General features: G+C 72.7%; 18 protein-coding genes. 7 read left to right on the forward strand and 11 right to left on the reverse strand.

Going from position 1 to position 21,590, the window contains the following annotated elements:
• Window positions 1-35: 35 nt before the first annotated feature.
• Window positions 36-1,214 carry an agmatine deiminase family protein gene (locus OG299_RS34075; protein WP_327363554.1) on the reverse strand — a complete coding sequence of 393 codons (1,179 nt, stop codon included), beginning with the start codon at window positions 1,212-1,214 and terminating at the stop codon, window positions 36-38.
• Between the two features lie 175 nt (window positions 1,215-1,389).
• Between OG299_RS34075 and OG299_RS34080 the strand changes: the two genes are divergently transcribed.
• Window positions 1,390-2,043 (forward strand): TetR/AcrR family transcriptional regulator, encoded by a 654-nt coding sequence (locus OG299_RS34080; RefSeq protein WP_327363555.1) that lies wholly within the window; start codon window positions 1,390-1,392, stop codon window positions 2,041-2,043.
• A gap of 15 nt (window positions 2,044-2,058) precedes the next feature.
• On the opposite strand, the gene OG299_RS34085 is transcribed toward OG299_RS34080, so the two are convergent.
• From OG299_RS34085 to OG299_RS34110, 6 genes are read right to left on the reverse strand one after another with little or no spacing between them, the layout of a single operon-like run.
• Entirely contained in the window at window positions 2,059-2,856 is a 798-nt protein-coding gene (locus OG299_RS34085) for an ABC transporter ATP-binding protein (protein WP_327363556.1), read from the reverse strand.
• 14 nt (window positions 2,857-2,870) lie between these two features.
• On the reverse strand, window positions 2,871-3,878 hold the full coding sequence (locus OG299_RS34090) for an ABC transporter ATP-binding protein (protein WP_327363557.1): 1,008 nt from the start codon (window positions 3,876-3,878) through the stop codon (window positions 2,871-2,873).
• A complete protein-coding gene (locus OG299_RS34095; RefSeq protein ID WP_327363558.1) occupies window positions 3,875-4,729 on the reverse strand; it encodes an ABC transporter permease in 855 nt (284 codons plus the stop codon). The genes OG299_RS34090 and OG299_RS34095 overlap by 4 nt, the downstream gene beginning before the upstream one ends.
• Window positions 4,726-5,685 (reverse strand): ABC transporter permease, encoded by a 960-nt coding sequence (locus OG299_RS34100; RefSeq protein WP_327363559.1) that lies wholly within the window; start codon window positions 5,683-5,685, stop codon window positions 4,726-4,728. Before OG299_RS34100 ends, OG299_RS34095 begins: the two co-directional genes overlap by 4 nt.
• Complete coding sequence (locus tag OG299_RS34105; protein WP_327363560.1) at window positions 5,682-7,376, reverse strand: ABC transporter substrate-binding protein; 1,695 nt, start codon at window positions 7,374-7,376, stop codon at window positions 5,682-5,684. Before OG299_RS34105 ends, OG299_RS34100 begins: the two co-directional genes overlap by 4 nt.
• Window positions 7,377-7,396: 20 nt before the next feature.
• Window positions 7,397-8,416: an agmatine deiminase family protein gene (locus OG299_RS34110; protein WP_327363561.1), complete on the reverse strand. Its 1,020-nt coding sequence runs from the start codon at window positions 8,414-8,416 to the stop codon at window positions 7,397-7,399.
• Between the two features lie 294 nt (window positions 8,417-8,710).
• Between OG299_RS34110 and OG299_RS34115 the strand changes: the two genes are divergently transcribed.
• Window positions 8,711-9,286: a TetR/AcrR family transcriptional regulator gene (locus OG299_RS34115; protein WP_327363562.1), complete on the forward strand. Its 576-nt coding sequence runs from the start codon at window positions 8,711-8,713 to the stop codon at window positions 9,284-9,286.
• A 29-nt stretch (window positions 9,287-9,315) separates the two neighbouring features.
• On the opposite strand, the gene OG299_RS34120 is transcribed toward OG299_RS34115, so the two are convergent.
• From OG299_RS34120 to OG299_RS34135, 4 genes are all read right to left on the reverse strand, one after another.
• The gene (locus OG299_RS34120) at window positions 9,316-11,079 is read right to left on the reverse strand and encodes an urease subunit alpha (RefSeq protein ID WP_327363563.1); all 1,764 of its coding nucleotides are present in this window, start codon (window positions 11,077-11,079) and stop codon (window positions 9,316-9,318) included.
• A complete protein-coding gene (gene ureA, locus OG299_RS34125; RefSeq protein ID WP_327363564.1) occupies window positions 11,076-11,795 on the reverse strand; it encodes an urease subunit gamma in 720 nt (239 codons plus the stop codon). Before ureA ends, OG299_RS34120 begins: the two co-directional genes overlap by 4 nt.
• 108 nt (window positions 11,796-11,903) lie before the next feature.
• Window positions 11,904-13,070 carry an agmatine deiminase family protein gene (locus OG299_RS34130; protein ID WP_327363565.1) on the reverse strand — a complete coding sequence of 389 codons (1,167 nt, stop codon included), beginning with the start codon at window positions 13,068-13,070 and terminating at the stop codon, window positions 11,904-11,906.
• A 167-nt stretch (window positions 13,071-13,237) separates the two neighbouring features.
• A complete protein-coding gene (locus tag OG299_RS34135) occupies window positions 13,238-13,801 on the reverse strand; it encodes a TetR/AcrR family transcriptional regulator (RefSeq protein WP_327363567.1) in 564 nt (187 codons plus the stop codon).
• A 192-nt stretch (window positions 13,802-13,993) separates the two neighbouring features.
• Here OG299_RS34135 and OG299_RS34140 point away from each other — a divergent pair, with 192 nt between their 5' ends.
• The 5 genes from OG299_RS34140 to OG299_RS34160 all read left to right on the forward strand — a co-directional run bounded on the left by OG299_RS34140 (window position 13,994) and on the right by OG299_RS34160 (window position 21,589).
• A complete protein-coding gene (locus tag OG299_RS34140) occupies window positions 13,994-15,988 on the forward strand; it encodes a serine/threonine-protein kinase (RefSeq protein WP_327363568.1) in 1,995 nt (664 codons plus the stop codon).
• The gene (locus tag OG299_RS34145) at window positions 15,883-16,851 is read left to right on the forward strand and encodes an agmatine deiminase family protein (protein WP_327363569.1); all 969 of its coding nucleotides are present in this window, start codon (window positions 15,883-15,885) and stop codon (window positions 16,849-16,851) included. The genes OG299_RS34140 and OG299_RS34145 overlap by 106 nt, the downstream gene beginning before the upstream one ends.
• Window positions 16,852-16,973: 122 nt before the next feature.
• Window positions 16,974-17,912, forward strand: coding sequence for an oxygenase MpaB family protein (locus tag OG299_RS34150; RefSeq protein ID WP_327363570.1), 939 nt, complete (start codon window positions 16,974-16,976; stop codon window positions 17,910-17,912).
• Between the two features lie 33 nt (window positions 17,913-17,945).
• A complete protein-coding gene (locus tag OG299_RS34155) occupies window positions 17,946-20,021 on the forward strand; it encodes a serine/threonine-protein kinase (RefSeq protein WP_266631906.1) in 2,076 nt (691 codons plus the stop codon).
• Entirely contained in the window at window positions 20,018-21,589 is a 1,572-nt protein-coding gene (locus OG299_RS34160) for a phytoene desaturase family protein (protein WP_266631908.1), read from the forward strand. The genes OG299_RS34155 and OG299_RS34160 overlap by 4 nt, the downstream gene beginning before the upstream one ends.
• Window position 21,590 lies beyond the last annotated feature (1 nt).

Consider the following 21,590-nt stretch of genomic DNA (forward strand, 5'->3'; position numbering starts at 1 on the left):
TCGGCGTCGTGCCCGGCCGCTGCCTGCGTCCGTCGTTACGGGGCGGGCTGCTGCTGGGTGACGCAGTGGATCCCGCCGCCGCCCGCGCCCAGGCGGTCGATGTTGAGCTGCTCGACCGTGCGACCCGGGAAGAGGTGCTGGAGGGTGGACTTGGCTCCGGCGTCGGCGCGGGAATCGCCGAACTGGGGGGCTATGACCGCTCCGTTGCACACGTAGTAGTTGGCGTACGCGCCCACGAAGTTCGGGTCGGTCGAGCGGATCAGGTTGTAGTCGGGGCCCTGGAGCTTGGTGACCGAGAGGGGGTTGCCCTGGGCGCCGGTGGACGTGGAGAGGATCTGGTACTGCTGGCGCGCGTCGTTCGACCAGGGGTCGGTGTCGCCCGCCAGCGGCATCTGGACCAGCCCCCGGCCGGGCTCGAGGAACCGGGACGTGGCGTCGACGTGGTCGTCGGTGATGTCCCGGCCGAGGACGCCCTTGAACCAGATCACCTTGGAGGTCCCGAAGGCACTGCACATCGCCGCCTCGATCTGCGACTGCGTCAGGCCGGGGTTGCGGTCCGGGTTGATGATGCTGCTGCGAGTGGCCATGAGGGTGCCCGCGCCGTCCGTCTCCACCGCGCCGCCCTCGCCGACGAAGCCGGCGGTGGTGATCGGAACCCCGGCGTAGGCCGCGATCCGCCCGGCGACCAGGGCGTCCTTGGCGTGGGTCTGCTGGTTGCCCCAGCCGTTGAAGTTCAGGCCGACCGTATCGAGGCCGCCCGCGCCGTTGCTGCGGAACACCGGGCCGCTGTCGCGTATCCAGCAGTCGTCGACCGGGATCGAGCCGATGACCGTGACGGCCGGTCCGCAGGCGCTCCTCGCCTTCGAGACGCTCGCCGAGTTGGCGCACATGACGACCGGCTCGTATCTGGCGATGGTCTTCGCGATGAGCGCGATGTCGGCCTGGGCGCCCGCCAGTTTGCGGCCCCAGATCGCCGAGCTGTCGGGCCACGCCATCCACGTACGGGTGTGCCGGACGGTGTCGAGCGGGACGGTGAAGCCGCCGGCGGCCGCCGTCCTCGCCGGGGGCCGCGCGGCCGCGAAGGCCTCGCCGCCCGCCGCCGCCAGTGCGGCGCCGACGGCCGTGAGGCCTGCCGCGGCCAGGAAGCCTCGCCTGTCCAGGGTCCGGCGGGGCGTTCTGCCGGCCGGGTCCTTGGGTGCAGCGTGATCGTTCATCACTGTTCTCCGATCAGCCAGGGGTGGATCGCTCCACCGACTGGCCCGGAACGTATTACTGACCGAGCGCTCGGTCAATAATCTGGGGCCATCAACCTCCCTGAAATAAAAGGGAGTTGAGAGTTCTTGATCCTTTTCGCCGGTGCCGCGGACACCGGGTCGTTAGAGTGGCGCCGTGGCAGCAGACCTGGCAGCAGAAGCCGCGGACGGACGGCCTTCCCCTCCGGCCCGCACCTCCCGTACCGCCCGTACCTCGGCGAAGGGTGAGCAGACCCGCGCCCGGCTGATCGCAGCCGCCCGTACGCTGCTGGCAGGCGAGGGCTTCGCCCGCTTCAGCACCCGCAACGTCGCCGCGCTCTGCGGGATTTCGCACGGGATGTGCCACTACCACTTCCAGGACCGGACCGACCTGATCGTGGCCGTCGCCCGGGACATCGGGCCCGAATGGATCGGCCCGATGGAAGCCGCCGTCGACGGCCCCGGCTCCTTCTCCGAGCGTGCCGAGCGCGTGATCGGACTGCTGACGCAGCCCGAGGGCCCGGACCTCTCACGCCTGCACTCCGCGCTCCACTGGTTCGCGTTGAACGACGACCGGGTCCGGGCCGCGGTGGACGCGGAGTACCGGCGCTGGCGGGACTGCTTCGTCCGGCTGTTCCAGGTGCTGGCCGACGAGCACGAAGGCGCCTTCGACCCCGTTCCGCCGGGCACGGCCCTCGCGGCCGCCGCAGACGGGCTCGCGGCCCTCCAGTCCCTGGACTCCCGCGTCGATCCCGAGCTGACCGTACGCGTCCTCGTCGCCGGCCTCGCCACGGCGGCCGTACGCCCCTGAGCCGCGCCCGCCCCCTCAGAGGGCGCGGCGGGCCGCCGCGATGCCCCGCAGGTCCCACCCCGGCCGGGGTACGGACTCCAGCAGCAGCCGGGTGTAGGGATGCCGGGGCTCGGCGAGGACCTGCGCGGTCGGACCCGCTTCGACGATCCGTCCGTGCCGCATGACGAGGACGTCGTCGGTGACGCACCGCACCACGCCGAGGTCATGCGTGATGAACAGGTAGCCGATGCCCGTCTGTTCGCGGATGTCGGCGAGCAGGTTCAGGATCTGCGCCTGTACGGACACGTCCAGCGCGGCCACCGCCTCGTCGAGCACGAGGACGGCCGGCTCCACCGCCAGCGCGCGGGCGATGGCGACCCGCTGGCGCTGCCCGCCCGACAGCTGCCGGGGCAGGGCGTCCGCCTCCCGGGCCCCCAGCCCCACCTGGTCGAGCAGCTCGGTGATCCGCCGGTCGCGATCGGCGGCGGGGAAGTGCAGGGCAAGGGTCTCCCGCAGCGCCGCGCCCACGGTGGTGCGCGGATCGAGGGACAGGAACGGGTCCTGGAAGACCATCTGCACCTCCCGTGCCCGTGCCAGGCGCTGCGCCCTGCCGCGCACGCGATCACCCCGGTCCCGGCCGTGGACCAGGATCCGGCCGGCGTCCGCGTGCTCGAGGCCCACGACGATGCGGGCGGTGGTCGTCTTGCCCGAGCCCGATTCGCCGACGATGCCGAGCGAACCGCCCTCGGCCAGCCGGAACGAGACGTCGTCCACGGCCCGGACCTGCCCGTACGCCCGGTGCAGGCCGACGGCCTCCAGCACGGTCTTGCTCATGGGTGGCATTCCTTTCAGGCGGGGGACGGGGACTGGGGCCGGCCCACTGCCCCGACCCGGTCGCTGTGATGGCACGAGGCGAGGTGGGCGGCCGGGCCCGGGTCCGGGGCCTGCGTGAGCGGCAGCAAGGCCGGTGCCTGCTGCGCGCAGAGGTCGGTCGCGTACGCACAGCGCGCGGCGAAGGGGCATCCCGCCAACTCCTCGCGCAGGCTCGGCGGCCGGCCCTCGATGGCGGCGAGTCGGCCCCGCGGCGCGTCCAGGCGCGGGGTCGAATCGAGGAGCGCGACGGTGTACGGATGGCGCGGCCGGGCGAACAACTCCTCGGCGGGGCCCGTTTCGACGATCCGGCCCGCGTACATCACGTACACGCGGTCGCTGATGGCGGCGGCGAGTCCGAGGTCGTGGGTGACGAAGAGCAGACCGGTGCCGAAGCGCTCGCGCAGCTCGCCGAGGAGCGCCACCACCTCCGCCTGCGTCGTGACGTCCAGGGCCGTGGTGGGTTCGTCGGCGAGGATCAGCGCGGGGTCGCCCATGAGCGCGGCCGCGATCATGACCCGTTGCAGCATGCCGCCGGAGAGCTGCCCCGGATACTTCCGCAGCGCCGCCCCCGTGAGGCCGACGGCCTCCAGCATCTGCACCGCCCGCGTCGCGGCGGCGTCCTTGCCCATCCGGGCGTTCAGGCGCAGGCTCTCGGTGAGGAAGTCGCCGACGCGGCGCATCGGGTTGATGGCGGCCCGCGGATCCTGGAAGATCATGGCCGCCGTGCTCGTACGCAGGATCCGCAGCTGTCCGGTGGTCATCGTCAGGACGTCGTCGCCGACGACGCGCACCGACCCCTCCGCGGCGGCTCCCGCCGGCAGCAGGCCGAGCACGCTGCGGGAGGTGAGCGTCTTGCCCGAGCCGGATTCGCCGACGAGGGCGACGGTCTCCCGGGCGGCGACCGTGAGGTCGACGCCGTCGAGGACGGGCCTGGCCGTGTGGGGCAGCTGCAGCCGCAGCGCCCGGATGTCGAGGGTGTTCAACGGTCCCTCCCGGCGACCTGGTCGGCCCGGCGTTCACCGACGACGTTGAAGGCGACCACGGTCAGCACGATGGCCGCGCACGGCACGATCGCCGAGAGCGGGTATCCGGACTGGATGGCGGTCTTGCCGTCGAAGACCATGCGGCCCCAGTCGGGCGTCAGGGCGGGTACGCCCAGGCCGAGGAAGGACAGGCCGGCCAGGTCGATGAGGGCGTAGCCGAAGTTGACCGTGGACTGGGCGAGGACGACGGGGGCGACCCCGGGGACGACATGGCGCAGGCAGATCTGCAGCCCGGAGTGGCCCTGCACGCGGTACGCCTCCACGTACGGACGGGTCCGTTCGGCGAGGACGAGGGAGCGGGTGAGCCGGCTGACGTACGGGAGGTAGGCGATGGCCAGGGCGATGACCGGCGCGAGCAGCCCTTCGCCGTAGACCGAGACGATCAGGATGGCCAGCAGCATCCCCGGGAAGGCGAAGACCAGCTCGGTGCTGCGGGACAGTACCGAGTCCAGCCAGCCGCCCCGCCAGGCGGCGGCCGTCCCGATGGCGACCCCGGCCACGGTGGAGAAGACCACCACGCCGAGCGGGCCGAGCAGGGAGGTGCGGGCGCCCAGCACCAGGCGGGAGAGCGTGTCGCGCCCGGAGGCGTCGACCCCGAGGAGGTGCTCGGCGGACGGCCCGGCCAGGGCGTTGCCCAGGTCGACGGCGTTCGGGTCGTACGGGGCGATCCAGGGGGCGAGCAGGGCGACGAGGACGATCAGGGCGACGAAGCCCAGGCAGAGCGCGGACAGGGGTGCGCGGGAGGTCCGGATCCGGGCGAGGCCGGGCCGGCGCAGCAGGGTGGTGCTCATGCGGCCTGCTTCCCGGGGCCGAGGGCGACCCGGGGGTCGACCAGCGGATGGAGCAGGTCGACGACGAGGTTCACCGTCATGAACAGCGCGACCATGATGAGGGAGATGGCCTGCACGGTGGGGAAGTCCTTGGTGGTGGTGGACAGTTCGAGCAGCTGGCCGATGCCGCCGACGCTGAACGCCGACTCCACCAGGACGGTGGTGACCAGCAGGGTGGAGACGATCAGCCCGCCGGTGGTGAGCACCGTGCCCAGGGCGTTGCGGAACACGTGCCGCCGGATGACCAGGTGCCCGGCGACCCCGCGGCTGCGGGCCACGGTGACGTGCTCCTGACCGAGGACTTCGAGCATCGCGGCCCGGGTGACGCGGGCGAGCATCCCGATCAGGTAGAGCGCCAACGCGACGGCGGGCAGCGTCAGATGCCACATCATCGGGCCGAGGCCCTCGCCGGTGCCCCCGGTGGGGAACCAGTGCAGTTTCACCGCGAACAGCCCCTGGAGCAGGACCGCGGCCACGAACGACGGGGTGCCGATCGCGAAGGTGGTCGTGACGAGGATCGTCGAGTCGGCGGCGCCGCCGCGGACCGCGCCGGTCCAGCCCAGCAGCAGACCGACGGCGACGACCAGCACGAGCGCCATCGAGATCAGCAGCAGGGTGCTGGGCAGGCGGTCGGCCAGCAGCCGGGACACGTCGGTGCGGTACGTGATCGAGCGCCCGAAGTCGCCCTGAGCCACCTGGCCGAGCCAGCGCAGGTACTGCACCGCGAACGGCTCGTCCAGGTGGTACTGCGCGTTGATCGCCCGCAGCGCCTCCGGGGAGGCCGAGCGCCCGGCGAGCAGGAAGCTCGCCGGATTGCCGGGCGCCAGGTACATCGCGCCGAAGATGACGAACGAGGCTGCCAGCACGGTGGCCGCCATCTCGGCCAGCCGCCGCAGGGCGAATCTCAGGAAGCTCATCGCCCGGCCGCCCCGACGTCGGCGGCCCACGGGTGGTACAGGTAGGAGATGGTGGTGGGCGCGCCGGTGATCCGCTTGTTCAGGAAGACCGCCGTGGGCCATTCGGCCACGGGGATCCACAGGACCTCGTCGGCGGCCTTCTTCTGGAGCTGGGCGGCCGCCGCCATCCGCCGGGCCGGGTCGTACTCCGCCCGGGCCTTGGCGGCGAGGTCGTCATAGGCCGGGTCGCTGTAGCCGGCGTAGTTCTGGAAGGCCCCGGTCTGGAAGTTGCTCAGCAGGTCCATCGGGTCGGTGATGGAGTCGTAGTACGTCTCGGGGAACATGTCCAGGCCTTCGCGGGCCTGGGGGTCGGTGAACAGCGCGGTGAAGGCGTTCGGGGCGATGGTCTTGAGCCGGACGTCCAGCCCGATCCTGCTGCCGGCGGCCTGGACCGCGGTGGCCAGCAGCGATACGTCCTGGCCGATCGCACTGGTGGCGATGGTGACCGTCTTGCCGGTGGCGCCCGCCTCCTTGATCAGCGTCTTGGCCTGTTCGATGTTCTGCTCGGGCGACGGCAACCCGTCGAAGGCGGCTCTGCGGACCTCTTCGGGGGCGGTGGCCCAGACGGCCTTGGTGGTGAGGGAGTTGGTGGCGGTGCCCGCGCCGCCCAGGCCCGCCTTGACGAATCCGCGGCGGTCCAGCGCCATGGACAGCGCCCGGCGCACCCGTACGTCGCCGAGCGCTCCCTTCATGCTGGTGACGTTGACGTTGACCGTGCTGAGTCCCTCGCCGAAGTAGAGCGTGCCCACCCCGCTCTTGCTCAGCCGGTCGTAGCTCTCGGTGGGGATCAGGTACCCGCCGTCGGCCTCGCCGTTGAGCAGGGCGTTGGTGCGGGCGGAGGGGTCGGTGAGGAAGCTGAACACCACCTTCGCCGACTTCGCCTTGGCGCCCCAGTAGCCGTCGAAGCGCTGGAGCTCGATCGACTGGCCCTTGTTCCAGGTTCCGAGTTTGAACGGGCCGGTGCAGTCCAGGCTGCCCGAGGTGCCGTAGTCCTGGCCCGCCTTCTCCACACCGGACTTCGAGGCCACGACGCCGGCGGCGGTCGCCATGTACTGCGGGAACTGCGCATCGGGCTGCTTCAGCTTGACCGTGACCTGGAGCGGGCCGGTCTTGGTGATCGCCTCGACGTTGGCGAAGTTGCTGTTCCAGGCCGATCCGCCGGCGGGGTCCAGCTGCCGGCCGAGGCTGAACACCACGTCGTCGGCGCTCAGCACACCGCCGTCGTGGAAGTGCACGCCCGGGCGGAGGTCGTAGACCCAGGTCGTCGGGTCGGGGTTGGTGGCCTTCTCCGCCAGGCCCGGAGCCACGGTGAGCTGCGGGGTCCACCGCATCAGGCTCTCGCAGACATTGGAGACGATCGTGTTCTGCGGGTAGTCGAAGGCGGAGATGTAGTCCAGCGTGGGCGGTTCCGCGTACAGCGCCCAGGTGAAGGAGTCCAGTCCGCCCGTGGCGGCAGGGGTACCCGCCGACAGCTTGAACGCGGCGCTCCCGGGGGCGGGTCCGTCCTTGGGCGGCCCGGAACAGGCGGCGACCAGGGAGACCACGGCGAGTGCGGCGGCCGGCAGCGCGTACCGCCGGAGCGGGGAGGGCCGGTGAGCAGCCCGCCGGAGCGCGGACCTGCCGGCTCCGGACCAGGGAAGGGATCTCGGCATCGGGGCTCTCTCTTCCGTGCTCAACGGGAGGTGGCGGCGGGGACCGCGGAGGGGACCTGCTGGGTGATGCAGTGGACGCCGCCGCCGCCGTACGCGATCACGCGGGAGCGGACGCCGACGACCTTGCGGCCGGGCAGCGCGGCGGCGATGACGGCGAGCGCCCCCTCGTCCTCGGGGAGGTCCGCCACCGGGACGACGACCCCGCCGTTGGCGACGTAGAAGTTCAGGTACCCGACCTCGGTCTCCCGGCCGGCCACCTCGACGAACGCGCTCTGCGGGAGGTCGATGATCTCCAGGCGGCGCCCGGCGGCGTCGGTGGCCTCCTCCAGGACGGCGCGGTTCACGCGCATCCGCTCGTGGTCGGGGTGCTCCGGGTCGCTCGGCAGCGCTGCGACCACCTTGCCGGGGGCGACGAACGCGCAGACCCCGTCCACGTGCCCGTCCGTCTCGGTGTCCAGCAGACCGCCGTACGGCAGCCAGATCACCTTGGTGACGCCGAGGCGGGCGATCAGCTCCGCCTCGATCTCCTCCTTGCTCATCCCCGGGTTGCGGTTGGGGTGCAGGAGGCACTGCTCCGTGGTGATCAGCGTGCCCTCGCCGTCGACGGTGATCGCGCCGCCCTCGAGGATCATCCGGGAGGCGATGCGCTGCACGCCGAGGTGTTCCAGCAGGGCGGCCGCGATCTTGTCGTCGGTTTCGTACGGGTGGTGCTTGCCGCCCCAGGCGTTGAAGCGGAAGTCCACCCCCGCGCGCTGTCCGTCGGGCCCCAGCACGAAGATCGGCCCGGAGTCCCGGAACCAGGAGTCGTCCAGCGGCAGTTCGACCACGGTGACGCCCTCCCCGCACCGCTCGCGGGCCTCGGCTCCGCTCCCGGGCAGCGCCACCATGGTCACCGGCTCGAACTGCGCGATCGCGCTCGCGACCTGTGCGTACTCCGTCTTCACCTCGTCGAAGACGTCACCCCACAGTTCCTGCCGCGTCGGCCAGGCCATCAGGCAGCCCTCGTGCTCGGTCCACTCGGCCGGCATCCGGAAATCCATCGTGATCACTCCTGTGTGAATATTCAGTCAGCATGGAGGAAGGGGAGGTGGGGCTGCGTGCCCCGCATCCTCCTCCGTACTGAAAATTCAGTCAATGATTCTGGCCCATGAGTTGCCGAATCGGTCGGCGGTGCGCCCGGTGAGGTGTGGACGTGCACTCGTACTGATCGGCGATTGTGCTGTGATCTGCCTCTGACCAGGCAAGATCGTGGCGCCGACGCACGGAAAGTGCGACTGACGCTCTGGTCAGGAAATAGCCCCAGGTGACCGCCTCGGCGGGTAGAGTGACCCCTCGTGTCAGACCGTCGAACGGAAATACTCAGGGCCGCCACGCGAGTGATCGCGCGCCGCGGCGTGCGCGGGCTCCGCGTGGGAGAGCTTGCCGCCGAGGCGGGGGTGTCCACCTCGCTGATCTACTACCACTTCACCGATCGCGCCGGGATCCTGCGCCGGACCCTGGAGTTCATCAGCGACCGCGCCGACCGCTACACCGCCGAGCGCGACCCCGGACTGGATCCCGCCGACCCGCGGACCGAGCTGGCCCAGGTCCTGCTCCTCGAGCTCCAGGACACGCCGGAGGTACGGGAGAACAGCACCGCGTGGGGAGAGCTGAGGGCCAGCGCCGTCTTCGACGCCGACCTGCGCGAGGACGTGGCCAGGGCCACGCACACGTGGGTGCACGAGATCGCCGACCTGCTCGCCCACGCCCGGCCCATGGGTACGGCCCCGGCGCACGCGGCCGCGGCAGAACGTCTGACGGCCCTCCTCGAAGGCCTCAGCGTCCGCTGGCTCAGCGGCTCCCTGCCCCTGGAGCACGCGCGCCGGCTCCTCGCGGACGCGATCGAAGTGGAGCTGAACCGCCGGTACTGAGCCGGCGACATGAGGCGGAAAGAGACCGCCTAGAGGAAGTAGAGACGGCCGAGCGAGACCGAATCGGCAGGTGCCGAAACGAGGGGCTCGCCGTCCAGCGACACCAGGCCCGTGCCGGGGTGCACATCGACCGTGCCGGTACGGGCGTTGCGGAGCATGCTCCGCGGTCCGATCCCGCGGGTTCCGCGGACCGCCACGCGGCGTCGGCGCGTCGGCATCTGATCGCCGTTGGCCACGGCGGCTTCCGCGACGAAGGCGACGGAGATGTCGGCGGCGGTGGCTCCGTACGAGCCGAACTGCGGTCCCAGGACGAGGGGTTCGCACCGGTCGGTGGAGGCGTTCGGGTCGCCGGTGACCCCGTACGCGGGGAAACCGGCCTTGAGGACGAGCTGGGGCTTGGCGCCGAAGTACTGCGGCCACCACAGGACGATGTCGGCGAGCTTGCCGACCTCGATGGAGCCGACCTCGTGCGCGAAGCCGTGGGCGATGGCGGGGTTGACGGTCAGCTTGGCCATGTAGCGCAGGACGCGCTCGTTGTCGTCGCCGCCGGCCGCCGTGCCGAAAGAGCCCTCGCCGTCCAGGGGGCCGAGCTCGGCCTTCATCTTCCCGGCCATGGCGAACGTACGGCGTACGGTCTCGCCGGCCCGCCCCATGCCCTGGGCGTCCGAGGAGGTGATGCCGATGACCCCGAGGTCGTGCAGGACGTCCTCGGCGCCCATCGTCCCGGCCCTGATGCGGTCACGGGCCATCGCGGCGTCGCCCGGCAGGTCGACCTTGAGGTCGTGCGCCGAGACGATCATGCCGAAGTGCTCGGCCAGCGCGTCCCGGCCGAAGGGGAGGGTGGGGTTGGTGGAGGAGCCGATGACGTTCGGCACGCCGGCTATCTTGAGCACGTTGGGGACGTGTCCGCCGCCGCAGCCCTCGATGTGGAAGGCGTGGATGGTCCGCCCGTCCAGCACGCGCAGGGTGTCCTCCACCGACAGGCATTCGTTCAACCCGTCCGTGTGCAGCGCGACTTGAACATCGTGCTCCTCGGCCACCCGCAGCGCGGTGTCCAGGGCGCGGGTGTGCGCGCCCATGTCCTCGTGGACCTTGAAGCCGGACGCACCGCCCTCGGCCAGCGCCTCGACCAGCGGGGCCGGATCGGAGGACGAACCGCGGGCGAGGAAGCCGATGTTGACCGGCCAGGCGTCGAAGGCGTTGAACGCATGGCGCAGGGCCCAGGGGGAGTTGACGCCGACCGCCCAGACCGGGCCGAACTCCTGGCCGATGATCGTGGTGACGCCGGAGGCCAGCGAAGCCTCCATGATCCGGGGCGAGAGCAGGTGGACGTGGGTGTCGACGGCGCCGGCGGTGGCGATCATTCCCTCGCCGGAGACGATGGTCGTCCCGGTGCCGACCACCACCTCCACCCCGTCCAGGGTGTCGGGGTTCCCCGCCCGCCCGACGGAGGCGATCCGGCCCTCGCGGATGCCGATGCTGGTCTTGCGGATGCCGAGGACGGCGTCGATGACGAGGACGTTGCTGATGACCAGGTCGCAGGTCTCGCGGACGGCTGCGGCCTTCAGGTGCAGGCCGTCGCGGGCGGTCTTGCCGAAGCCGGCCAGGAACTCGTCACCGGGCTGCTGCGAGTCCGACTCGACCCGCACGATCAGGCCCGAGTCGCCGAGCCGCACCCGGTCTCCGGCGCGCGGGCCGTGGACCGCCGTGTACGCGTACGGGTCCGTACCGTCCGCCGGGGCTGCGCCGGGGCGGCCGTGACAGCCCGCAGCGTCGAAGATGCTGCCACTCATGCCTGCTCCTGATCCTGATCCTGCTCCTGGTATGCGGTGAGGTAACCCGTGGCGCGGGCCTTGGCCAGTGCGGCCTGCCGTGCGCCGGGGGCGTCCAACGGGCCGTCGACGAGCCCGGCGAAACCGATGGCGACGCGCGCCCCGCCGATCGGCAGGAGCTCCACCAGGACGGTGCGTCCGGGATCGAAGCGGACCGTGGAGCCGGCCGGGACGGCGAGCCTGGCGCCGTACGCCGCCGCGCGGTCGAACGCGAGGCGGGGGTTCGCCTCGAAGAAGTGGAAGTGCGAGGAGACGCTGATGGGCACGGTCGCGGTGTTGTGCACGGGCAGCCGCAGCGTCGGACCGGCGCGGTCGTAGCCCTTGCCGTCCCCGGGCAGGACGGCGCCGGGGGCGTCGGGTCCGAGTGCGCCGTGCTGCCCGAAGGGGTCGTCGATGACGCAGAGCCGGGTCCCGTCCTCGAACACCGCCTCGACCTGCAGGGTGGTGACCACGTCGGGTACGCCGGGCAGTACGTCGTCGGCGTCGAGGACGCCGCGGCCGGCCTCGATCGCCTCGGCCAGGCGGCGGCCGTCCCGGGCCGCCTCGCACACGGTGTCCGCGATCAGCGCGGTCGCTTCGGGGACGTTGAGCTTCACGCCCCGGCGGCGCCGGGCGCGGGCCAGTTCCGCCGCGGTGAAGATGAGCAGTCGGTCCCGCTCGGTCGGTGTCAGTCGCATACTGCCTCGTCTGGAAGGGGGTACGGCGGACTGTTCTCGGAACTCGGAACTCGGAACTCGGTACTCGGTACTCGGTACTCGGTACTCGGTGTTCGGTGTTCGGACGTGCTACGGAAGGGGTTCGTGCATCGTGGAGCAGTGGATGCCGCCGCCGCCCGCCATGAGCCGGTCGACGTCGATCTGTACGACCGCCCGCCCGGGGAAGGCCTCCGCCAGGGCGCGCACGGCGGCGGCGTCCTTCGCCGCGTCCCCGAACTGGGCGGTGACGACAGCTCCGTTGACCACGTGGAAGTTGAGGTAGGAGTCGACGAACTGGGAGTCCTTCGACCGGACGGTGTCGGGGCCCTCCACCCGGATCACCTTCAGCCGTCGCCCCCGGGCGTCCGTGGCGCGGGAGAGGATCGAGAACTGCTCGCGGGCGTCCCGTGCCCAGACGTCGTTGCGGTCCGCCGGCGGGACCTGCACCATCACCACACCCGGGCGCACGAAGCGCGAGGTCACGTCGATGTGGTCGTCCGTGATGTCCTTGCCCTTGATGCCGGGGACCCAGAGCATCTTGTCCGCGCCGTACGCATGGAGGACGGCGTCCTCGATCTCCGCCTTGCTCATGCCGCGGTTGCGGTTCTTGTTGACCAGGCTGCTCTCCGTGGCCATCACGGTGCCATCGCCGTCGGTCTCGATCGCCCCGCCCTCGCCGACGAAGTCGGCCCGGCGGAAGGGCAGGTGGACGTCGTCCGCGACCAGCTCCGCGACATCGGCGTCGTAGGAGTGGGTCTGCTTGTCCCCCCACCCGTTGAAGTTGAGGCCGAGGGCGTCGAGCCCCCCGCGGCCGTCACGGCGGAAGACCGGTGCGGTGTCCCGCATCCAGAGGTCGTCCGTGGGGATCGAGCCGATGACGGTGACCCCCGGGCCGCACAGGGACCGGGCCTTGGCGGCGGTGTCGGAGTCGGGCGCGCAGAGGACCACCGGTTCGTAGCGGGCGATCGTCCGGGCGATCAGGGCGATGTCCTCCTGCACCCCGGCGAGGCGCCGGCCGCCCCAGATGGACGTGCGGGACGGCCAGGACATCCACGTGCGGGCGTGCGGTACGTCGTCCCGGTCCACCCACCGGCCCGGCTCCGCCGCACTCGCCCGCTGAGGGGCAGCTGCCGTCGCACCCAGGGCCACACCGGCCGCTCCGAGGCCGGCGGCACCGAGGACGTGCCTGCGGGAGGGTTCGGCGGAGCCGAACAGGCGGCTGAGGAGGGAGCGGCTTTCGCCGTCGGATGCGCTCATGGGACCCTCCAGATCTCGTGCGCGGGGAGGCGCCGTGACTCGACTCTGACACTGACTGAAAATTCAGTCAAGATGCAGGGTGCGAGAAAACCGCTCGTCGCAGAGGTCGGACGAGCGGCCGGCCTCGGCGGCGCAGTGGGTGAGGTGGAGGGGGAGCCCCGGTACCGCTACCGGCCCGGCTGTGCCAGGTGCCGGAGCTCGGCCGCGATGGCCGTGGTCATCAGCTCGCGCGCGTGTGCCAGCGGCAGGCTGCCGCTGAGCCAGCGCGAGCTCAGGCCCTCCACGAGGGCCGTCAGCCGCTCGGCGGCTCCGGCGAGCGCCGCGGCGCCCGCCATGGGCCGGACGCGGCCCAGCAGCTCGCCCACTTCCTGCACCCATACGAGCGTGGCACGGGCCAGTTCCTCGCGCAGGTCGGGGTCGAAGACCGCAGTCGCCCGGAGCTCTCCCCAGGCCGTGCTGTTCTCCCGTACCTCGGGGCTGTCCTGGAACTCGAGGAGGAGGGTCTCCTCCAGCTCGCCCTGGGCGTCGAGCGGGGGCGCGTCGGGCTCCCGCTCCGTGGTGTACCGTCCCGCGCGGTCGTTGATGAACTCCAGGGTCGCGCGCAGGATCCCGGCGCGGTCCTTGAAGTGGTAGTAGATCAACGCCGTGGACACGCCCGCCTCCGCGGCGAGTTCCTCCACGCGCAGGCCGCGCACGCCGCGACGGGCGATCACCCGCGCGGCTCCTTCCATGATTGCTGTTCGACGATCCGCCACAAGCCGACACCCTACCTGGGTGCGCATGACGCGTATGACCCCATTCCTGACTGAAATTCCAGTCGGATAGGATCCGGTGCCGATCGGCCGGCGCGCCGCCGCACGGGCACCGAATGCCGCACCCCCGTAACACCCCGCACATCCGCCCTCGTCGCCGGGAGAGCCGACATGACGACACGACACCCGGGTGCCGCTCCGCACCTCCAGGCGCCCGCCGCCGACGATCCGCGCGAGGTGGGCGGCTATCGCGTGGTCGCACGGCTCGGCGTCGGCGGAATGGGCCGGGTCTACCTCGCGTACACCCCGGGCGGTCGTCCCGTGGCGCTCAAGGTGGTCCGGCCCGAACTCGCCGGCGATCCCGAGTTCCGCCGCAGGTTCGCCCAGGAGGTGACCAGCGCGCAGCGCATCCACGGGCTGTACACCGCCCAGGTCGTCGACTCGGGGGCCGACGACCCCACCCCGTGGCTGGCCACCACGTACGTCCCCGGCCCCTCCCTGCAGCAGGCCGTGCACGCGCACGGCCCGCTGCCCGCGCGCACCGTGCTCCTTCTCGTCGCCGGTATCGCCGAGGCGCTCCAGGAGATCCACCGGGCCGGCGTGGTCCACCGCGATCTGAAGCCCGCCAACGTCCTGATCGCCGCGGACGGGCCGCGCGTCATCGACTTCGGCATCGCCCGGGCCGCGCACGCGGGCGCGCTGACCGGCACCGGGCTGCGCGTCGGCACGCCCGCGTTCATGGCCCCCGAACAGGCGGTGGGCCGGCCGGCGGTCCCGGCCACGGACGTCTTCGCGCTGGGCGCACTCGCCGCGTACGTGGTCGGGGGCGCGCCGCCCTTCGGTGAAGGGCCCGATTCCGCCGCCCTCTACCGGGTGGTGCACGAAGAGGCGGACCTCGGCCGGGTTCCGGCCGCGCTGCAGCCGCTGCTGTGGCACTGCCTGGCCAAGGATCCGGAGCGCCGGCCGACCACCGCCCAGGTGATCGAGGCCGTACGCAGCCACCCCGAGGTCGGCGGCGAACTGCGCTTCGCCGGCGACTGGCTGCCGGACCAGGTCACCACCGAGGTCCGCCGCCACGCCGACCTGCCCGTACCGTCGCCCACTGCGCCCGCCACCGCCTTCGATGCGGCGCACACCGTCGCCGCCCCGCGTACGGCGCCGACCCCCCGGCAGGTCCGGGCCGAGGCGCAGGAACCCCCGGCGGCGCCGCACCTGCAGCCGCGCGGGCGCAGACGGGCGGCCGCGCCCGACCGAAGGCGCGGCCGGACGGCGCTGGTGGCCGCCGCCGCCCTGCTGTTGGGGGCCGCGGGGGCGTTCGCGCTGCTCGACCCCGACTTCGGAGGCGACGGCTACGACGAGGAGGCCGCCGATCCTGCCGGAGCCGTCGCAGGCGCGCCCACCGCCGTGCCCACTCCCGCCCCGTCCGTGTCCGCCCCCGGGTACACCGCCGTCCACACCGGCACCGAACTCGTCTCGCCGGACCAGAGCTACGAGTTCGACGTCAGGGCGGGCCGGGTCGTGCCGCGGGAGACCGTCTCCTGGTACGTCGGCCGGAGCGCCACCGAGTTCTACGTGCCCGAGAGCAGTGATGCGTACATCACGCAGGACGGCCGGCGGGGGCTTGCCGATTGCCTGAAGGGCATCGAGAGCCAACCCGTCACGGAGCTTCCCTTCGCCACGCTGCGCGCCGGCCGGACCTTCTGCCTGCGGGCCCAGGACGGCCGGGACGTCGGGATCGTCACCGTCCTCACGGCCGGTCCCGGGGACGGGCCGGTGAAGGTCTCCGTGGACACTACCGCCGCAACGGATGACTCGCGCGGCGGATTGACTGAATATTCAGTCAGTGCCAGAGTGGAGCCATGTCGTCCCCTTCTTTCATGTCCCGTCGTGCCGCCCTGCGCGCCTTCGCCGGTATCGGCGGCGCGCTCGCCCTCGGAGCCGGAGCCGGCGCCTGTGCTCCGGCCGAGCCCGCCGATGCCGGCGCCGAGACCTCGCCCGCCCCCGGCCCGGCGGGCGAGCGCAGGTTCGGCGCCGAGTGGGAGAGCCACGCCCGGACCTTCATGTCCTGGCCCGCACTGGAGCGGGTCTGGTACGAGCAGCTGCCCGCGGTGCGGGAGGACATCGCGCGCGTGGCCCGCGCGGTCGCCGCGTACGAACCCGTCGTGATGCTCGCCCGGCCCGACCAGCAGGCGGCGGCGCAGCAGGCGTGCGGCTCGCAGGTCGAGGTGATCCCGGTCCCGGTGGACGACCTCTGGGCGCGGGACACCGTGCCGGTGTTCGTGGAGGAGCCCGGCAAGCTGCTCGGCGTCGATTTCAACTTCAGCGGCTGGGGCAACAAGCAGGAGCACCGCAACGACGCCCAGGTCGGCCGCGTCCTGCTCGCCAAGTACGGAATCGAGCGCGTGCAGGCCCCGCTCGTCGCCGAAGGCGGCTCCTTCGAGACCGACGGCCAGGGCACCCTGCTGGTCACCGAGAGCTCGGTGGTCAACAAGAACCGCAATGCCGGCAAGAGCCGCGACCAGATCGAGTCCGAGCTCAAGAGCACCCTCGGGATCAAGAAGGTGATCTGGCTCGCCGGCGTGCGCGGCCAGGACATCACGGACGCGCACGTCGACAGCCTCGTCCGGTTCACCGCCCCGGGCGTCGTCCTCCTGGACCAGGCGTTTCCCGGCAGCCCGCCCGACGTGTGGTCGCGCGCGGCCGACCAGGCGAGGACGGTGTTCAAGGACGCGACCGACGCGCGCGACAAGCGCCTCGAGGTCGTCGACCTGCCCCAGCCGGACCTCGACCGGATCACCGGCCGCGGTGACGCGTTCGTGTCCACCTACGCGAACTTCTACGTGGCCAACGGGGCCGTCTTCATGCCCCGGTTCGGGGATGCCAAGGCCGACGACCGGGCGAAGGGGATCCTCCAGGAGCACTTCCCCCAGCGGGAGATCGTGCCCGTGAAGATCGACACCATCGCGTCCGGCGGTGGCGGCATCCACTGCTCGACGCACGACCAGCCCGGCAAGCCGGCCGCCGAGTAGGACCCGTATCGCGGGCCGACCGGGTGAGGGCCGACCGCTGCCCCTGACCCGTCGCGCACCCCTGCTCCGGCCCGCCGTGCGTGGGTAGGCTGGAGCAGAGGGCGATACGGGGAGGTACGGGAATGGCCGCGACCCGGGGCAGTGCACCGACCCCGCCCGAGCGGGGGAGCGCACCGACGCCGCCCGGGGCCGACCCGGGGCTCTACGGGCCCGCGTCCGTCACGTGGCAGTGCCACGGCGACCCGATCATGTGGATCGCCGGGGTCCGCGCGCTCTACCTCCAGGCCCTGCACCCGCGCGCCGTCCGCGGGGTCGTGGAGAACAGCGACTTCCGCTCCGACGCCTGGGGCCGGCTGCTGCGCACCGCCGACTTCGTCGGCACCCTCACCTACGGCACCACCGAAGCCGCCGAACGCGCCGGGGCCCGCGTCCGCAGGATCCACCGGAGCCTGTCCGCCACCGACCCCGCCACCGGCGAGCGGTTCCCCGTCGACGACCCCGAGCTGCTGCTCTGGGTGCACTGCGCGCAGATCGACAGCTTCCTGCACATCCTGCGCCGCTCCGGCGTCCCCCTCACCCCCGCCCAGGCCGACCGCTACGTCGACGAGAACCGCGTGGGCGCCCGCCTCATCGGCCTCGACCCGGCCCACGTCCCGGCCGACACGGCAGCCCTCGCCGCGTACTTCGACAAGGTCCGCCCCGAGCTCGCCGCCGGCCCCGACGCCCGCGCCGTGGTCGCCTTCCTGCGGAGCCCGCCCACCCCTGCCCTCCTCGTCCCTGGCCGAAACCTGCTGTGGCGCCCGGTCTCGGAACTGGCCTACGGTTCCCTCCCCGGCTACGCGCACCGGCTGTACGGGCGGGCGGCGCCGCCGGCGCCCGTCATCACCCGTCGCCTGCGCCTCACCGGTACCCTGCTGCGCAGCATTCCCGCAGGTCTGCGGTGGCAGCTGCCGCCAGGTCACATCTTGAAAGCGATGCGTCGCATGGGCCCCGGCAGCCGCCCCTCGGCGTACACACTGCGTACATCAGCGGCCATACTGGACCGGCCGGGGAGGGCGTAGGACGTAGCACGACAACGGGGGCGGCTTTAAGACATGGCGGAGTCCAGACTGATCCAGGGCCGTTACCGGTCGCTCGATCTGATCGGGCGCGGCGGCATGGGCGAGGTGTGGCGCGCCCGGGACGAGTCGCTCGGCCGGCAGGTCGCAGTGAAATGCCTCAAGCCGCTCGGGCCCGAGCAGGACAACCACTTCACCCAGGTCCTGCGCGAGCGCTTCCGCCGCGAGGCGCGCGTCGCCGCCTCCCTCCAGCACCGAGGCGTCACCGTCGTCCACGACTTCGGCGACGACAGCGCCGCGGGCGGCCCGCTCTACCTCGTCATGGAACTCCTCGAGGGCCGCAACCTCAGCCAGCTCCTGGAGGACAACGAGACGCGCCCGCTCCCCGTGGACGTGGTCGTCGACATCGCGGAACAGCTGGCCGCCGCCCTCGGCTACACCCACGACCAGGGCGTCGTCCACCGCGATCTGAAACCGGCCAACATCATGCGGCTCACCGACGGCACGGTGAAGATCTGCGACTTCGGCATCGCCCGCCTCGCCCACGACATCGGCTTCACCGCCAAACTCACCGGCGGCGCCATGGCCATGGGCACCCCGCACTACATGTCGCCCGAGCAGATCGCGGGCGGCGAGGTCGACCACCGCAGCGACCTGTACTCCCTCGGCTGCGTCCTGTACGAGATCGCCACCGGCGCCCCGCCCTTCGACCTCGGCGACTCCTGGTCGGTGCTGGTCGGCCACCGCGACACCGCCCCCGTGCCGCTGCGCGAGCACCGCCCCGAGCTGCCCGAATACTTCGAGCAGGTGGTCCTGGACCTGCTGGCCAAGCGCCCCGAGGACCGCCCCGGCGACGCCCGCCACCTGCACCGGCGGCTCGTCGAGGACCGCCTGGGCCCCGGCGGCCTGCCCGGCGCCCCGGCCCCGCTGCCCGACTGGGCCCGCGGCATGACCGCCGGCCGCAAGGCGGGCATCGACGCCCGCCCCGCGAGCGGCGCCTGGGCCGTGCTCACCGGCTCCTGGACCGCCGGGCGCCCCAGCGGTGAACACCGCATCCTGCGCCCCGCCGCAGCCGAGGACCCGCGGCTCACCGCGCCGTACGGGGTCCCGTACGCCTTCGGCTCCGACGGGACCGGCCTGGACGGGGCCGGCCCCGGCGCGCTCGCCGCCGGCCACACCCGGGCCTTCGCCCTCAGCCGCGCGGGTCGGCCCGAGGAGGCCCTGGCCGCGTACGAAGCCGTCGCCGAGGGGCGCACCCGGCTGCTCGGCGCCGACCACCCCGACACCCTCGCGGCGCGCCAGGAGGCGGCGTACGAACTGGGCCGGCTCGGACGCCACCGCGAGGCCCACGACGTCTACCGTGCGGTGCTCGTCGCCCGGGAGCGCAGCACGGGCCCGCTCCATCCCGACACGCTGGGCTGCCGCCACAACCTCGCCTGCACGCTCGGGGCGCTGGGCCGGTTCGCGGACGCCCACCGCACCGCCGCCGAGGTCGCCGCCGACCGGGCGGCCGTGCTGGGCGCCGAACACGCGGACACGCTGCTGACCCGGTACGAGGTCGCGTACGCGCTGGGCCGCCTCGAGCGCTGGCAGGAGGCCCTGGACGGGTTCCGCCAGGTCGCCGCCGTACGCGAACGGGTGCTGGGCCGGGACCATCCCGACACCCTCGCCGCCCGCTACGAGGTCGGCATCGCGCTCGGCCGGACCGGGCACGCCGACCAGGCCCTGGACCTGTTCCGGGGCCTGGTCCGCGACCGCACCCGGGCGTACGGGGCCGCGGACCCGGAGACGCTCCGCGCCCGGCACGTCCTCGGCGTCAACCTGGGTCGGCTGGATCGCTGGGAGGAGGCGGTGGCCGAGGCCCGGCAGGTCGCCGCGGCCCGGGCCAAGGCGCTCGGCGCCGAGCACCCGGACACCCTCGTCAGCCGCCGCGAACTCGCCGTCGGGCTCGGCCGGCTGGGCCGCTGGGACGAGGCCCTGCCCGTGTACCGGGAGCTCTCCGGCATCCGCGAGCGCTCCCTCGGCGACGACCATCCGGACACGGTGGCGGCCCACGCCGACGAGGCGCACTGTCTGGAGCGGCTCGGCCAGGTGTGTTACCAAGAGCCATGACGAGCTTCGGGCACGATGTATACGACGACGTGATCGTGGGCGGCGGGCACAACGGACTGGTCGCCGCCGCGTACCTGGCCCGGGCGGGCCGTTCGGTGCTGGTGCTGGAGCGGCTCGGGAACACCGGCGGCGCCGCGATCTCCACCCGCCCCTTCGTCGGCGTCGACGCCCGGCTCTCGCGGTACTCGTACCTCGTCTCCCTGCTCCCGGCGAAGATCGTGCGGGACCTGGGGCTGGAGTTCGCGGTCCGTAAGCGGACGGTGTCCTCGTACACGCCGGTCGAGCGCGACGGGCGGCCCGGCGGGCTGCTCGTCGGCGGCGGGGAGTCCCGCACCCGGGAGTCGTTCGAGCGGCTGACCGGCTCGGAGCGCGAGTACGAGAGCTGGCGCGCCTTCTACGGCCGGACCGGGAGGCTCGCCGAGAAGGTGTTCCCGACGCTGACCGAGCCGCTGCCCACGCGGGCGGAGCTGCGGGCCCGGATCGACGACGAGACGGCCTGGCGGATGCTGTTCGAGGAGCCGCTCGGGCGCGCCGTCGAGGAGCACTTCGCCGATGACCTGGTCCGGGGCGTGGTGCTCACGGACGCCCTGATCGGCACCTTCGCGGACGCGCACGACGCCTCGCTCGCCCAGAACCGCTGCTTCCTGTACCACGTCATCGGCGGCGGGACGGGGGACTGGGACGTTCCGGTCGGCGGGATGGGCGCGCTCACCGACGCCCTGGCGGCTGCGGCCCTGGCGGCCGGGGCCGAGATCGCCACCGGGCACGAGGTGCTCCGGATCGAGACGGACGGGCGGGCTCCGGCCGAGGTGACGTTCCGTACGGCGACCGGGGAGGGGCGGGTCGTCGGGCGGACGGTGCTGGTCAACGCCTCGCCGAGGGCCCTGGGCGAACTGCTGGGCGAGGCGGCGGCTGCGGAGGAGGCTCCCGAGGGGGCGCAGCTCAAGGTCAACATGCTGCTGAGCCGGCTGCCGCGGCTGCGGGACACCTCGGTGGACCCGCGCGAGGCCTTCGGCGGCACGTTCCACATCGCCGAGGGGTACGCGGAGCTGGCCCGGGCCTACGCCGAGGCCGCCACCGGGGAACTGCCGTCCGTACCGCCCTCGGAGATCTACTGCCACTCGCTGACCGACCCCTCGATCCTCGGGCCGGAGCTCGTGGCGCAGGGGTACCAGACGCTGACCCTGTTCGGGCTGCACACCCCGGCCCGGCTGTTCGGACGCGACAACCAGGGGGCGCGCGAGGTGCTGCTGACGGGCACGCTCGCGCAGCTGGACGCGCACCTGGAGGAGCCGATCACCGACTGCCTGGCCTTCGACGCGGACGGGCGGCCGTGCATCGAGGCCAAGACCCCGCTGGACCTGGAGCGCGAACTGCGGCTGCCCGGCGGGCACATCTTCCACCGGGACCTGTCCTGGCCGTACGCGCAGGACCAGGGCGCGGCAGGCCGCTGGGGGGTGGGGACCCCGTACGCCAACGTCCTGCTGTGCGGCGCGGGCGCCGTGCGCGGAGGCGGCGTCAGCGGGGTCCCCGGCCACAATGCGGCGATGGCGGTGCTGGGGCACTGAC

It is taken from the genome of Streptomyces sp. NBC_01296 (assembly GCF_035984415.1).
In the GTDB taxonomy this organism is placed as follows: domain Bacteria; phylum Actinomycetota; class Actinomycetes; order Streptomycetales; family Streptomycetaceae; genus Streptomyces.

Bases quoted from the DNA above. Each gene is read 5' to 3' on its own strand.
- OG299_RS34075 (WP_327363554.1), bottom strand. From the start codon at position 1,214: ATGAACGATCACGCTGCACCCAAGGACCCGGCCGGCAGAACGCCCCGC.
- OG299_RS34110 (WP_327363561.1), bottom strand. From the start codon at position 8,416: ATGGATTTCCGGATGCCGGCCGAGTGGACCGAGCACGAGGGCTGCCTG.
- OG299_RS34160 (WP_266631908.1), top strand. From the start codon at position 20,018: ATGACGAGCTTCGGGCACGATGTATACGACGACGTGATCGTGGGCGGC.
- OG299_RS34150 (WP_327363570.1), top strand. From the start codon at position 16,974: ATGGCCGCGACCCGGGGCAGTGCACCGACCCCGCCCGAGCGGGGGAGC.
- OG299_RS34140 (WP_327363568.1), top strand. From the start codon at position 13,994: ATGACGACACGACACCCGGGTGCCGCTCCGCACCTCCAGGCGCCCGCC.
- OG299_RS34100 (WP_327363559.1), bottom strand. From the start codon at position 5,685: ATGAGCTTCCTGAGATTCGCCCTGCGGCGGCTGGCCGAGATGGCGGCC.
- OG299_RS34135 (WP_327363567.1), bottom strand. From the start codon at position 13,801: ATGGAAGGAGCCGCGCGGGTGATCGCCCGTCGCGGCGTGCGCGGCCTG.
- OG299_RS34120 (WP_327363563.1), bottom strand. From the start codon at position 11,079: ATGAGTGGCAGCATCTTCGACGCTGCGGGCTGTCACGGCCGCCCCGGC.
- OG299_RS34085 (WP_327363556.1), bottom strand. From the start codon at position 2,856: ATGAGCAAGACCGTGCTGGAGGCCGTCGGCCTGCACCGGGCGTACGGG.
- ureA (WP_327363564.1), bottom strand. From the start codon at position 11,795: ATGCGACTGACACCGACCGAGCGGGACCGACTGCTCATCTTCACCGCG.
- OG299_RS34105 (WP_327363560.1), bottom strand. From the start codon at position 7,376: ATGCCGAGATCCCTTCCCTGGTCCGGAGCCGGCAGGTCCGCGCTCCGG.
- OG299_RS34095 (WP_327363558.1), bottom strand. From the start codon at position 4,729: ATGAGCACCACCCTGCTGCGCCGGCCCGGCCTCGCCCGGATCCGGACC.
- OG299_RS34130 (WP_327363565.1), bottom strand. From the start codon at position 13,070: ATGAGCGCATCCGACGGCGAAAGCCGCTCCCTCCTCAGCCGCCTGTTC.
- OG299_RS34155 (WP_266631906.1), top strand. From the start codon at position 17,946: ATGGCGGAGTCCAGACTGATCCAGGGCCGTTACCGGTCGCTCGATCTG.
- OG299_RS34145 (WP_327363569.1), top strand. From the start codon at position 15,883: ATGTCCTGGCCCGCACTGGAGCGGGTCTGGTACGAGCAGCTGCCCGCG.